Below are 12,714 nucleotides of genomic sequence, written 5' to 3' on the forward strand. Positions count from 1 at the left end.
GAAAGATCGTCAGCGTCTGGTTGTCTGCTCCACGTCTCTTGTCCGTGCGTTCGGGCCGGTCGACGCGCAGGTCGCGCGCCACAGGTGAGATGCGGCCTGCCAGGCGCCGCGGTCGAACAGGGTCCGTACCGTCGCCGCGACGGCTTTGCAGTCGACGGGCATGCCGCCGGCGCGGGCCCGCTGCAGCACTGCGATCCGCCGGGCGAGTGGTGTGCCGGAGAGGGCGCCGGTGCTCGCGACAAATGCTTCCCGCCAGTTCGATGCAGCCAGGAGGTGCGTCGCCAGTGCCGAACGGCCAGCGGGCGAGGCTTCCAACTGCAAGAGCGCCGCATGGATGGCCGCGCTGCGCTGCCCGGTACGCAGCAGCGCGTCGAGCCGCTCGGCCGCAAGCGCGTAGTCCTGCGCTTCCAGGCCGACACCCAGCCAATAGAGCTGCGCGGCCGGATTGCGCCATCCGAGCCGCGCGCTGACCGCAAAGGCATCGTGCGCAGGTAGCGGATCGCCCGACTTCAGGTCCACCGCACCCAGCAAGGCGCTCGCGCCAGCGTTCATCGGGCTGGCGGCGACCGCGGCTGCCGCGCGAGCGCGCGCCGCCATCGGATCGGCCGAGACGAACGCCTCCCGCGCCGCCCGGATTGAGGCACCGGACGCGAGACGTGCTGGCAGCAGGCCGAGCGGCACGCCCATACGGTCGGCGGCACTGGCGAGGCACGCAAGCGCTAGCGGCACGGGGCCTACGATCGTCAGGATCGCACGCGCGCTCATTCGGCCGCCTGCCGGAGCGTGTCGGGCTCGCCATAGTTGTAGTAGCCGCTGCGGTAGTAGCGTTGGCCGGCGCCAGCCTTCCGCAGGTCGAACTTGGTGAGCACCACGCCCAGTATGGCGGCGCGTTCGGCGCGCAGCCGGCGCAGCGCCGCCTTGGTGGCGCCCCTGCCGCGACGCCCTGCCTCGACCACGAACACCGTCGCCTCCGCCTGCGCGGCGAGCGTCGGCGCATCCGCGAGGCCGAGCACCGGCGGCGCATCGAGCACGATCGCCTCGAACCGCTCCACCAGCGTAGCCATCATCTCCGCCATGCTCGCGCTGCCAAGGAGCTCCGCAGGGTTCGGCGCCGCCGGACCCGCCGTCAGGACAGCGAAACCGAGCGCCTGCGCGTGCTGCAACGCGCTTTCCAGCCGTGCCTCGCGGGCGAGCACGTCGCTCACTCCGCAGCCGTTCGGAAGGTCGAGCATCCGGTGGAGCGACGGCCGGCGAAGATCGAGGTCGACCAGCACGACCCGCTTGCCGAGGCGCGCGAGGCCGGCGGCGATCGCATAGCTCGAGGTCGACTTGCCTTCGCCCGGCTGGCTGCTCGTCACCAGGAGCGTACGCGGTAGCCCGTGCGGGCTGGCATGCAGCAGCGCGCTGCGCAGCGCATTATACGCCTCGCCGGCGGGGGACCGTGGCCGCGCCGCCTCGGCCGCGATGTCCTGGACCAGCGGAATGGCTCCCAGCAGGGGGAGGCCCAGCTTGCCCTCGACCTCATCAGGTGCCCGCACCGCGTCGTCGAACTGCTCGCGCACCAGCACCGCCGCGCCTGCCAGGATCAGGCCGAGTGCCAGCGCGGCGACCAGGTTGAGCGCCAGTTTCGGTGAAGAGGGGGCAAGCGGCGGCTCGGCCACATCGACGATCGACAGGTTGTTCGCGTTGATCCCCGCTGCGGCGCTCAGCTCCTTGTAGCGCTGGAGCAGCCCGTCATAGAGGGTGCGATTGGTGTCCGCCTCCCGTGCCAGGATGGCGTAGCGCACGCTGCGGTCCTGCTCGGCAAGCGTAGCTCCCTTAAGCGCGTCCACCTGCTCCGCCAGCGCGCGTTCGCGGCCCAGCGCATCGCGATACTGGTCGTGGATCGAGCTGCGGATGGCCGTCGCAAGGGTGGAGACCTGCCGGTCCAGCTCCGCCTGCTGGGCCTCCAGCTGGCGCACGCCGGGATGCCCGCTCAGGTGGCGTGCGCGTTCACGCTGCAGCTCGGCGGCGCCGGCTGCGCGCTGCTCCAGCAGTCGTTCGACGGCCTGATTGCCGAGTACCTCCGGTATGTTGAGGACGGGCACCTGCGCGATCGAGCGCCACTTCTGTTCGGCGGCGATGCGGGCGGCGCGGGCGTCATTGGCGGCGGCGTTCAGCTGTACGAGGCTGGCCGCGGTGACCGAGCCCGGCATGCCGGAGGGCGATCCTTCATCGGCGTCCGCGGTTCGGATGAGCCGGGCCGCTCGCGCATAACGGGTCAGGGCGCGCTCCGATTCCTCCAGCCGCAGCTTTGCGGCCGCCAGCTGGCGCGACAGGAATTCGCGCGCATATGCGGAGCTGTCGAACTTCCGCTGAAGGTTCGCCTCGATGAACTCGCCAGCGTAGGCGTTGGCGACGCGTGCGGCGATCTCCGCGTCGGTGCTCTCGAACGCGAGCCTGGCGACGCGGGAGTTGCGCGGCAGTTCGACGGCGAGATGCTCCTGGAGCAGCCGCAGGGTCGCTTCCCGGCTGCGGGCGGTTCCGGCTGCGGTCGGCGCCTCCTGCGGCAGCGGTGCCTCCATCGCACGAAAGAAGGCGGCATCACCGAACAGCTTCAGCCGCTCCGCCACCCGGATCGCGAGCGCCCGGCTCCGCAACACGTCCGCCTGGGTCTGAAGAAAGCGCTCCGCATCGGCATAGCCGGCCTGCGGCTGCACCTCGGTGCCTTCCAGCACGCGATCGGCTTCCTGGTCGATCTGGATGCTGGCGGTTGCGACATATCTGGGGCTGATCAACAGCGTCACGATCAGGCCGCCAAGCAGTGCCGTTGCCAGCGTCGCGGCGATGAGCAGGCGATTGCGGCCGAGCATCGCGAGCAGCGCCGTCAGGTCGAAGCGGAGGGTCGCGTCGGGCGCCGGTTCCGCGGCTCGGGGCAGGGGAGCGACGGGTACGGAGGCGAGGGACAAGGCCGGCGCTCCTAGAAGGTGCGGAACGCGCTGACGAGCGGCGCGGTGGTGAGGAAGTCGCGGAAGGCGCCTTTCACGGCGTCGAAGCCCACGACCACCACGTCGCCGCCGAGCAGCTCCGGATCGGGTGCCCGGCCGTTGCGGATCGCGGCTACGTCGAACACGGCGCCCGCGCGCCGGCCATCGATCGTACGGAACACCACCACTTCCTGCAGCCGTGCGACTCGCGTCGGACTTCGGGCGCGGGCCAGCGCCTCCAGCAGGGTCGGCGCACCCGTGATGTCGTAGACGCCGGGCATGGTGACGTTGCCCTCCACCGTCACCTGCTGCGAGACGGAGGCGGTGACCGTGACGGTGACCTGCGGGTCGACCAGATACTCGGTGCCGAGTCGCTCGGCGATCTCGCGGGAGAGCTGATGCGCCGTCTTGCCGCGGGCCTGCACGGTTCCGACCAGGGGCATCAGCAGGTTGCCGGACGCGTCGACCTGCACGTCGCGCTGCGACAGCTCCGGCTCCTGGAAAACGGTGATGGCGAGCACGTCGAGCGGGCCGATGCGGTATGCGGCGCGGGTGGTGCCGGACGCAGGCGGCGGGATCACTGCATAGGCAGCGGGCCCGTGCGGAAGCCCCGCGCGCGGCGACTGGCAGGCGGGAAGCAGCCCTGCGGCGAGCAGGACGATCGGACGCAGGCGCATCATGCGACCCCTCCGGATCGCGGCGGATGGGCGAGCATGCCGGCTGCGATTGCGGCGACGCAGGCGAGCGTCATCGCCCGCATCGGGTAATCGACGAAGGCGTGCAGCGCGAAGATGCCGAGTGTGGCGAGCGCAAACAGCAGCTGGGCACGGCGCTCTCGCTCAATGCCGGCGCGCAGCAGCGGCGCGGCGCGCCGAAGGATCGCGGCGACGGCCGCGAGCAGCAGCAGCGGGGCGGCGGCTCCGGCTTCCAGGGTGAACTCCAGATAATCGTTGTGCGCGCGATTGGCGGGGGAGGAGTCCACTGTCTCCAGCCGCTCGGCCGCGGCAAAGACCGGGACGAAACTGCCGAATCCAGAGCCGGCGGGCCAGCTCCGCGCGATCGCATGCAGCGTGTCGATTCGGAGATCGGCGCGATTGTCGGGCGCCAGCGCGAACCGTTGCCAGCTATGGCGCAGTGCCGGGCTGCCGCTGGCGAGCGCCAGCGCCGCGCCGCCGATCCCCAGTGTCGCAGCCGCCCAGCCGAACGCCCGCCGCCGGTCGAAGCGCCAGGGCCGCAGCGTCAGGGGCGCGAGCATCACCGGCACGAGAACCAGCATCATCCCGGCGCGCGAGCGGGTCAGCGCCACCGAGAGCAGCAGGAACAGCGCCAGCATCGACCAGGCGAGGCGCGCAGAGAGAGTGCGCAGCAGTTCCGGACGCGAGAAGGCCAATGCGAGCATCGCGACCAGCCCGGCGAGCAACAAGTCGGCAGCGGCGTTGCGATTGGCGAACAAGCCGCTGGCGTACGTGAAGCCGCGGCTGCCGTAGAAGCGGAGCCCTCCCGCACTTCCCCTCGCCACCTGCACCACGCCGACGATGGCCGAGAGCGTGGCGGCTGCGATCACCACCGCGAGCAGCCTGGTCCGCTCGGCAAGCGGAGCATGGATCACGAACGTGAGCACCACCAGCGGCGGGATCAGGGACAGCGCCGAGGCGAGGGTGCGGTCCGGGGTCATCGACAGCGGCATCCACTGCCCGGCCGCTCCGACGAGTTGGAGCGCGGCAAGCTCCGTCTCGCGTCCCGGAAGTCCCTGCCAGAGCTGGGGCGGCAGGGGCACGAGCTGCAGGAGCGCAACGCCCGGCAATGCCGCGGCGAGGATGATCGGCAGCCGATCGACACGGACTGGGGCCTCTGCGGGGAGGAGCGACCAGAGGATCGCAGCACCGATCGCGGCGAGCTCCACCGCCAATTCCGTACGGGGTGCCGGCGATCCGCCGCCCCCGATCAGCAGCCCGACCGTCACCAGTCCCAGGCACAATGCCGCCCGGACGTCCGGCAGGCCCGTCCTCCCGGCACGATCCGCGCGTGCCGCCGCATTCCACGTTGTTGCCGAGATCATGGACGCAACTCGCGCAAGCACGGTTCCGCTCCGGCCGGAGCGACCGCGACAGGAAGGGAGCGGGCGCCGGCGGTTGCCGGCGCGCCATGCGATGTTCGGATCGCGCCGGTTGGCGGCGCGATGCCGGCGATCAGCCTTCGCTGTCGGGTTGGCCCGAAGCCGCCATGGCGACGGTCACCGCGACTGCCGTGCCGATGCCAAGGCCGAGGAAGAGCGGCAGCCCGATCAGGCGATTGGCTTCGGCCACCGGCGCGACTGCGCGCCGGGATGCCACCGATCGTTGCGCGGCCGCACGCATTCGTGGAAGCGAATCCTCAGACCTCTGGGCGGCCGCTGCGCTTGCGACGCTTCCGAGCGTCACCGCGATAAATATGGCTGCTTTCAGCACTCCCCCGCTTAGCGACATCCGATCCCCCGATTCTCTGTCTATAGTTAACACTATCGTAATCGGATCAGTTGGCAACATGTACAATCAAGAAAAACTGCCGGTAGAGCATTGATGGACTGCCCCAAACCGGGTCAGTCTACAGGATCTCTTCTTTCCCGTCGTTGCACCCGGCCAAGTAAATCGGAGTTGCAGGCCAAGAACCCGGGACGCGCGAAAGAACCACATCCGGTGCCGCGGATTGCGCGTGGGTAGATGACGCGGCGCTCGGACGGCGCTATCGGCGCTTTCCATGAAACACGCGCTCCCCGTCACTCGCGAGGCCGACTTCGCGGCCTGGTACCAGTCCGTTATCACCGAGGCCGACCTCGCCGAGGAATCCGGCGTGCGCGGCTGCATGGTCATCCGGCCCTGGGGCTATGGCATTTGGGAACGCATCCAGCGGCTGCTCGACGACCAGATCAAGGCGACGGGTCACGAGAACTGCTATTTCCCGCTGTTCATCCCGCTGAGCTACTTCGAAAAGGAAGCCGAGCACGTCGAGGGCTTCGCCAAGGAGATGGCGGTCGTCACCCACCACCGCCTGGTGGCGGACGGGAAGGGCGGGCTGGTGCCGGACCCGGAAGCGAAACTCGAAGAGCCGCTGGTCGTGCGGCCGACGTCGGAGACGGTGATCGGCACCGCCTTTTCGCGCTGGGTGCAGTCGTGGCGCGACCTGCCGGTGCTCATCAACCAGTGGGCGAACGTCGTGCGCTGGGAAATGCGCACCCGCATGTTCCTGCGCACCAGCGAGTTCCTGTGGCAGGAGGGGCATACCGCCCACGCCACCGCCGAAGAGGCGCGCGAGGAGACGCTCAAGATCCTGGAACTCTACCGCCGCTTTTCCGAGGATTGCCTGGCCGTTCATGTGATCGCGGGCGAGAAGCCGGAGAACGAGCGCTTCCCGGGCGCGGTCGCCACCTACAGCATCGAGGCGATGATGCAGGACGGCAAGGCGCTGCAGGCCGGCACCTCGCACTTCCTGGGCACCAACTTCGCCAAGGCGCAGAACATCCGCTTCCAGAACGCGAACGGCGAACTGGAACTGGCGAACACCACCAGCTGGGGCGTGTCGACGCGCATGATCGGCGGCGTCATCATGGTGCACGGCGACGACGACGGCCTGCGCGTGCCGCCCAAGATCGCGCCGTGGCAGGTGGTGATCGTGCCGATGCTGCGCGACAAGCCGGAGGACGAGGAAGTCGTCGGCTATTGCCGCGAACTGCAGGCGGCACTCGCCGGCCAGAGCGCGCTCGGCGAGCCGGTGCGTGCGCTGCTCGACCTGAAGCCCGCCAAGGCCGCAAACAAGCGCTGGGGCTGGGTGAAGAAGGGCGCGCCCATCATCGTCGAGGTGGGCCCGCGCGATGCCGCGGGCGGCAACGTCTCGGTGCTGCGCCGCGACCGGCTGTACCGCGAGGACGGCAAGCTCGACAGCGCGATCCTGCCGCGCGACGGCTTCGTCGGCGAGGTCGGCGCAACGCTGGAGGCGATCCAGACCGCCCTGCACGACCAGTCGGTCGAGAAGCTGCGCGCCCGCATCACCCCGGTGGACGACTGGGCGGGCGTGGAGGCGCATTTTGCGGAAGGCGTCGTGAACCCGGGTTGGGTGGACGTGCGCTGGGTGCGCCCGACCGGCGCCGAGCTCGATCAGGTGGTCGAGCGGCTAAAGGCGCTGAAGCTCACCATCCGCAACGCGCCCACGGCGCAGACCGGCCATGACGAAGGCCCGTGCGTCTTCACGGGGCGTCCGTCGGTCGAGCGGATCCTGATCGGCCGCGCCTATTGAGCGATCAAAGGTGAGGGGGACTTCCCCTCACCAAAGCCGTGTTCCGCCTGCGCGGAAGCACGACAGGGTAGCGGCCACACGGCGCGGGAGCCTCCCGCTCCATGCCCTCAGCGGTGGTCGTCCGAGGTGTGGCCGGTGTCGCGGCGGCGCCACAGGAACAGGAAGGCCGCCGCGACGACCAGGACGATGAACACGACGATCATTTGATTGGTGGGCATCTACGCACCTCTTCTGAAGCCCCCGCTTCGCGAGCAGGCTAGGTGCCCAGGAGTTAACGGGCGGTAAGTTCAGCGACGGTCACGCAGTCCATTGGCCTTGCGGCCCCGCGCGCCTATCTTTGCGCCACATGGCAAAGAAACAAATCGCCCCCGGCCTCCCGACGCGCGAGCAGATCCTCGACTTCATCACCACGTCGGACACGCCGGCCGGGAAGCGCGAGATCGCGCGCGCCTTCGGCCTTTCGGCCCAGCAGAAGATTTCGCTCAAGGCGCTTCTGAAGGACATGGCGGACGAGGGGCTGATCGACAGCGCCCCCGGTCGTGCCTTCCACAAGATGGGGGGCCTTCCGAAGGTCACGGTGCTGCGCGTGGCCGATGTCGACGACGGCGGCAGCGTCTGGGCCGTGCCCGAGCGCTGGGAGGCGGAGACGCCCCCGCCGCGGCTGCGCATCCGGGAGAAGGGCAAGCGGTCGGCGCTCGGCGTCGGCGACCGCGTGCTCGCACGCACCGAGGAGGCGGGCTCCGGCTGGATCGCGCATCCGATGAAGACGCTCGCGCGCGGCGAGGAACTGATGCTGGGCGTCCTCCACGAAGAGGGCGGCAAGCTGTGGCTCCAGGGCGTGGAAAAGAAGGAGCGCCGCGACATCATGGTCTCGGATGCCGGGGGCGCAAGCCCGGGCGACCTGGTTCTCGCTGAAAAGGCGGGGCGTCCGCCGCGGATCACCGCGCGCGTGACCCAGCGGCTGGGTGACCCCTTTGAAGCGCGCAGCTTCTCGTTGATCGCGATCCACAAGCACTCGATCCCCGACGTGTTCGGCGCCGAGGTGATCGAGGAGGCGGAGCGCATCGCCAAGGCGCCGCTGGGCGACGACCGCGAAGACCTGCGCGACCTGCCGATCGTCGCGATCGACCCCGCCGACGCGCGCGACCATGACGATGCCGTCTGGGCCGCGCCCGATGACGATCCCTCGAATCCCGACGGCTGGAAGGCGATCGTCGCGATCGCCGATGTCAGCTTCTACGTGCGTCCGGGCGGCGCGCTCGACCGCGAGGCGCGCAAGCGCGGCAACAGCGTCTATTTCCCCGATCGCGTCGTGCCGATGCTGCCGGAGACGCTGTCCGCCGACGTGTGTTCGTTGAAGGAGGGCGTGGATCGCGCCGCGCTTGCCTGCCACCTGCAGGTCGCAAAGGACGGCAAGCTCAAGGGCTGGCGCTTCACCCGCGCGGTGATCCGCGTCGCGGCGAACATCGCCTACGAGGACGCGCAGGCGGCGATCGACGGCACCGGTGACAAAGTGGCACCGGAGCTGGTCGACACCGCGTTGCGCCCGCTCTGGGATTGCTGGCGCGCGCTCTACAAGGCGCGCGAAGCCCGCGAGCCACTCGACCTCGACCTGCCCGAGCGCCGGATCGTGCTGGATGAGAAGGGGCGGATCCTGTCGGTCGCGCCGCGCGAGCGGCTCGACGCGCACAAGCTGATCGAGGACTATATGATCGCGGCCAACGTCGCCGCCGCCAAGGCGCTGGAGGGGAAGAAGGCGCCGGTCATGTACCGCATCCACGAGCCGCCGAGCCGCGAGAAGCTGGTCGCGCTCAAGGACTATCTCGAGACGTTCGACATCCCCTTCGCGCTGGGGCAGGTGGTGAAGCCCGCCACCTTCAACCGCATCCTCGACAAGGTGGGGGAGGCGGCGTTCCGCCCGCAGGTGATGGAGCAGGTGCTGCGCTCGCAGACCCAGGCTTATTACGGGCCGGCGAACCACGGCCACTTCGGCCTGTCGCTCGGCAGCTACGCGCACTTCACTTCGCCGATCCGCCGCTATGCCGACCTGGTGGTGCATCGCGGCCTGGTCGCCTCCTATGGCCTTGGTCCCGGCGGCGTCGCCGAGGACATGGCGACGATGGAGCGCACTGGCGAAGTCATCAGCGCGCTGGAACGCCGCGCGATGGAGGCGGAGCGCGAAACGGTGGATCGCTACGTCGCCGCCTATCTGTCCGAGCACGTCGGCAGCGTCATGGAGGCGCGAATCACCGGTGTGCAGAGCTTCGGCTTCTTCGCGACGGTGGACGGCATTGGCGGCGACGGGCTGGTGCCGGCCCGCGATCTCGGCCGCGAATATTTCCGCTACGATGAGAAGGGCCAGCGGCTGGTGGGCGACCACAGCGGTGAGGAATTCACGCTCGGCCAGCGCCTGCCGCTTCGGCTGGTCGAGGCGAACCCGGTGTCGGGCGCGCTGCGCTTCGAACTGGTCGACGGCAAGGGATCGGCCGGCGGAGCGCCTGACGGCGGCGGTCGCGGCGATCGAGAGCCGAGCCGCCGGCCGCCAAGGGTGCTGAAGCGCCGCGGGCGCCCGGGCAACATCCGCCACCAGGGACGCAAGCGCTAGCCTCTTGCCCGGGACCCCGCTTCCCGCCACACCCGGTGGCGGGGACATGGGGGATAATGATGAAGCGGATGCTGGTAGCCGTGGCCGTACTGATGGCGTCGACGGCCGCCGCCGAGGAGCCTGCGCGCGCGCCCGATGCAGTGCGACAGCTGGAGGGCTGCTGGACGGGCAGGGGCGAGGTGATGGGCAAGCCGGTTACCATCGCCGTCGAGGCTCGCCCGGTGGCGCTCGGCGCGATTTTAACCCTCGATGCGAGCAGCGTCGCGGTCGCCGATCCTTCGGACCGCTATGCCGCGCATCTGGTGTTCGGCGGCGGCAAAGGGGCTGGCGAGGTGATCGGTTTCTGGTCCGACAGCTTCGGCGGCAGCATGACGGCGACCGGCACGGGCTCAGTCCAGCCCGCCGGCTTCGACATCAGCTACCCGTACTCCGACGCGGAATTCGTCAACCGGTGGCGTCCGGCCGGCGAGCAGCTCGGATGGACCATCATCGCGCGCGACGCGAAGGGCGGCGAGCAGCCGTTCGCGAGCTATGCGCTACGCCGCGTCCGTTGCGCGCCCGCCAAGCCCCCGCAATAGGTCGCTAGCCGTACGGCCTTGGACAGCCCTGGCGCCCCTGCCGGCGAGACGGCAGGGGCCGGGTCTCCTGTGCCGTTAGCGGGTGCCGCGCGACCGACGAGCCTGCTCCAGCGCGTCCTGGTTAGCCCTGTCGATCTCCGTCCATTCGGCCCTGGTGTGGCAGACGCGTTTCCCCGCCAGGATGCTGCCGGTGACCTGCATACGCCGGCAGATCTTCTTCTCGGAAGCCTCCGATCCCGGCTGATCCACCGCCGCGCCTTTGTCGTTCCCCTGCGCGAGCGCCGTGCCTCCGCTCAGTGCGCCAAGAAGAACCGCAAGAATCATCGTTCGCATCATACCCTCCTGAAAGTCCCGAGCGGAAGGTAACGCGGTGACCCGGTAGAGGAAGCGCTATTCGCTTCTACGGTACTAGTGGGTCCTTCAGACGGCCTGGTTGAACTGCAACGCCGCCAAGCGCGCGTAGAGGCCGCCGCGGGCGATCAGTTCGCCATGGGTGCCGCTCTCGACGATCCGCCCTTCGTCCATGACGATGATGCGGCCGGCGGCGCGCACGGTGGCGAGACGGTGGGCGATCACCAGCGTGGTGCGGCCGGTCATCAGATGCTCCAGCGCGTCCTGCACCAGACGTTCGCTCTCGGCATCGAGCGCGGAGGTGGCTTCGTCCAGCAGCAGGATCGGGCTGTCGCGCAGCAGGGCGCGGGCGATCGCGATCCGCTGGCGCTGGCCACCCGACAGGCGTGCGCCGCCTTCTCCCAGGAAGGTGTCGAGCCCTTCCGGCAGCGCGCGGAGGAACTCGCTGGCGTTGGCGGCATCCGCCGCTGCCCAGATCGCCTCGTCGCTCGCGTCCCAACGGCCGTAGCGCAGATTGTCGCGCGCCGAGGCACCGAAGATCACCGTCTCCTGCGGCACCATGGCGATGCGCGCGCGCACTTCTGCCGGATCGGCATCGCGCACGTTCACCCCGTCGACCGACACCGCGCCGCTCGCCGGATCGTAGAAGCGCTGGAGCAGCTGGAACAGCGTCGACTTACCCGCACCGGACGGCCCGACCACCGCCACCGTCTCCCCGGGTGCGACCTCGAGCGAGAAGTCGGTGAGCGCCGCCACGTCCGGGCGGGTGGGATAGCGGAACGCGACGTTCGCGAAGGCCAGCGCGCCCTGTGGCGGCTGCGGCAGCGCCACCGGATTGGCCGGGGCACGGATTTCGGGCTCCTGGGCGAGCAGCTCGGCGAGACGGCCGGCGGCGCCCGAAGCGCGCAGCAGGTCGCCATAGACCTCCGTCAGCGCGCCGAACGAACCGGTCACCAGCGCCGCGGTGATGACGAAGGCGGTCAGCGCGCCGCCGGTCGTGCGGCCCGAGGCGACGTCGCTGACGGCATCCCACAGGATCAGCGTGATCGCACCGAACAATAGCCCGATCACCATCGCGGTCATGATCGCGCGGGTGCCGAAACGGCGGCGCGCCACGCCGAAGCCCGCCTCCACCGCCGACTGGAAGCGCTCCGCCTCGCGCTTCTCCTGCCCGAACGCCTGCACGATCTTCATCGCGCCCAGCGTCTCCGACGCGATGGCGCCGATGTCGGCGATCCGGTCCTGGCTGGAGCGCGACAGCTTGCGCACCCGCGAGCCCATCCAGATGATCGGGGTCACCACCAGCGGGATGCCGATGATGAGATAGGCGGCCAACTTGGGTGCAAGCGCGAACAGGTAGATCACGCCACCGATGCCGATCAGCAGGTTGCGCAGCGCGGTCGAGACGGTGGTGCCGACGATCTGCTCGACGATGGCGGTGTCGGCGGTCAGGCGCGACGCGATCTCGGACGGTCGGTTCTCCTCGAACCAGCGTGGCGGCATGCGCAGCAGGTTGCGATGGACCGCCGCGCGCATGTCGGCCACGGTCCGCTCGCCCAGCCACGACACGAAGTAGAAGCGGCCGGCGGTCGCGAACGCCAGCGCAACGACGACGAACAGCAGCCCTTCGAAATAGCCGCCGATCTGCGACGGATCGGCCCCGGCGGCAAAGCCGTTGTCGACCACCTTCTGGAAGGTGCGCGGGATCCACAGCGTCGCCATTGCCGCGATCAGCAGCGACACCAGCGCCGCGGCAAGCTGCAGCTTGTAGCGGATGGTGAAGCTCCACACGAGCTTTAGGGCGGGCAACATGCGCGTGGTCGGTTCGGCCGATGCGGCGCGCTGCGAGGAACGGAGTGCCATGCCGCCCGACTAGCGCGAACCGCTGCCGGGCGAAACCTCTGCGCGACGGCGTGCGTTCTGGTAGACGAGTGCCCGATGATTG

General features: G+C 69.7%; 10 protein-coding genes. 3 read left to right on the top strand and 7 right to left on the bottom strand.

Annotated elements, in window-relative coordinates; all coding sequences use genetic code 11:
• Positions 1 to 9: 9 nt before the first annotated feature.
• From EDF69_RS08185 to EDF69_RS08205, 5 genes are all read right to left on the bottom strand, one after another.
• Positions 10 to 765, bottom strand: coding sequence for a hypothetical protein (locus tag EDF69_RS08185; protein WP_132882760.1), 756 nt, complete (start codon positions 763 to 765; stop codon positions 10 to 12).
• A complete protein-coding gene (locus tag EDF69_RS08190; protein WP_132882761.1) occupies positions 762 to 2,948 on the bottom strand; it encodes a GumC family protein in 2,187 nt (728 codons plus the stop codon). The genes EDF69_RS08185 and EDF69_RS08190 overlap by 4 nt, the downstream gene beginning before the upstream one ends.
• 11 nt (positions 2,949 to 2,959) lie before the next feature.
• Positions 2,960 to 3,646, bottom strand: coding sequence for a polysaccharide biosynthesis/export family protein (locus tag EDF69_RS08195; protein ID WP_132882762.1), 687 nt, complete (start codon positions 3,644 to 3,646; stop codon positions 2,960 to 2,962).
• Complete coding sequence (locus EDF69_RS08200; protein WP_132882763.1) at positions 3,643 to 5,025, bottom strand: O-antigen ligase family protein; 1,383 nt, start codon at positions 5,023 to 5,025, stop codon at positions 3,643 to 3,645. The genes EDF69_RS08195 and EDF69_RS08200 overlap by 4 nt, the downstream gene beginning before the upstream one ends.
• Positions 5,026 to 5,155: 130 nt before the next feature.
• Positions 5,156 to 5,299, bottom strand: a complete 144-nt coding sequence (locus tag EDF69_RS08205) for a hypothetical protein (protein WP_165889993.1) — start codon at positions 5,297 to 5,299, stop codon at positions 5,156 to 5,158.
• A gap of 403 nt (positions 5,300 to 5,702) precedes the next feature.
• Between EDF69_RS08205 and proS the strand changes: the two genes are divergently transcribed.
• The 3 genes from proS (at position 5,703) to EDF69_RS08220 (ending at position 10,418) form a co-directional block, all read left to right on the top strand.
• Positions 5,703 to 7,235 carry a proline--tRNA ligase gene (gene proS / locus EDF69_RS08210; RefSeq protein WP_132882764.1) on the top strand — a complete coding sequence of 511 codons (1,533 nt, stop codon included), beginning with the start codon at positions 5,703 to 5,705 and terminating at the stop codon, positions 7,233 to 7,235.
• A gap of 346 nt (positions 7,236 to 7,581) precedes the next feature.
• Positions 7,582 to 9,840, top strand: a complete 2,259-nt coding sequence (rnr, locus tag EDF69_RS08215; protein ID WP_132882765.1) for a ribonuclease R — start codon at positions 7,582 to 7,584, stop codon at positions 9,838 to 9,840.
• Between the two features lie 56 nt (positions 9,841 to 9,896).
• Positions 9,897 to 10,418 (top strand): hypothetical protein, encoded by a 522-nt coding sequence (locus EDF69_RS08220; RefSeq protein ID WP_132882766.1) that lies wholly within the window; start codon positions 9,897 to 9,899, stop codon positions 10,416 to 10,418.
• Between the two features lie 75 nt (positions 10,419 to 10,493).
• Here EDF69_RS08220 and EDF69_RS08225 read toward each other — a convergent pair whose 3' ends face one another.
• Positions 10,494 to 10,751 (bottom strand): hypothetical protein, encoded by a 258-nt coding sequence (locus EDF69_RS08225; protein ID WP_132882767.1) that lies wholly within the window; start codon positions 10,749 to 10,751, stop codon positions 10,494 to 10,496.
• Positions 10,752 to 10,838: 87 nt separating this feature from the next.
• Positions 10,839 to 12,581: an ABC transporter transmembrane domain-containing protein gene (locus EDF69_RS08230; RefSeq protein ID WP_239555838.1), complete on the bottom strand. Its 1,743-nt coding sequence runs from the start codon at positions 12,579 to 12,581 to the stop codon at positions 10,839 to 10,841.
• Positions 12,582 to 12,714 lie beyond the last annotated feature (133 nt).

The sequence above is a fragment of the Sphingomonas sp. JUb134 genome, from assembly GCF_004341505.2.
In the GTDB taxonomy this organism is placed as follows: domain Bacteria; phylum Pseudomonadota; class Alphaproteobacteria; order Sphingomonadales; family Sphingomonadaceae; genus Sphingomonas.

What these genes read in the sequence shown, in the direction of transcription:
- proS (WP_132882764.1), top strand. Translation starts at nt 5,703, where the DNA reads ATGAAACACGCGCTCCCCGTCACTCGCGAGGCCGACTTCGCGGCCTGG.
- EDF69_RS08185 (WP_132882760.1), bottom strand. Translation starts at nt 765, where the DNA reads ATGAGCGCGCGTGCGATCCTGACGATCGTAGGCCCCGTGCCGCTAGCG.
- rnr (WP_132882765.1), top strand. Translation starts at nt 7,582, where the DNA reads ATGGCAAAGAAACAAATCGCCCCCGGCCTCCCGACGCGCGAGCAGATC.
- EDF69_RS08200 (WP_132882763.1), bottom strand. Translation starts at nt 5,025, where the DNA reads ATGATCTCGGCAACAACGTGGAATGCGGCGGCACGCGCGGATCGTGCC.
- EDF69_RS08195 (WP_132882762.1), bottom strand. Translation starts at nt 3,646, where the DNA reads ATGATGCGCCTGCGTCCGATCGTCCTGCTCGCCGCAGGGCTGCTTCCC.
- EDF69_RS08230 (WP_239555838.1), bottom strand. Translation starts at nt 12,581, where the DNA reads ATGTTGCCCGCCCTAAAGCTCGTGTGGAGCTTCACCATCCGCTACAAG.
- EDF69_RS08220 (WP_132882766.1), top strand. Translation starts at nt 9,897, where the DNA reads ATGATGAAGCGGATGCTGGTAGCCGTGGCCGTACTGATGGCGTCGACG.
- EDF69_RS08225 (WP_132882767.1), bottom strand. Translation starts at nt 10,751, where the DNA reads ATGCGAACGATGATTCTTGCGGTTCTTCTTGGCGCACTGAGCGGAGGC.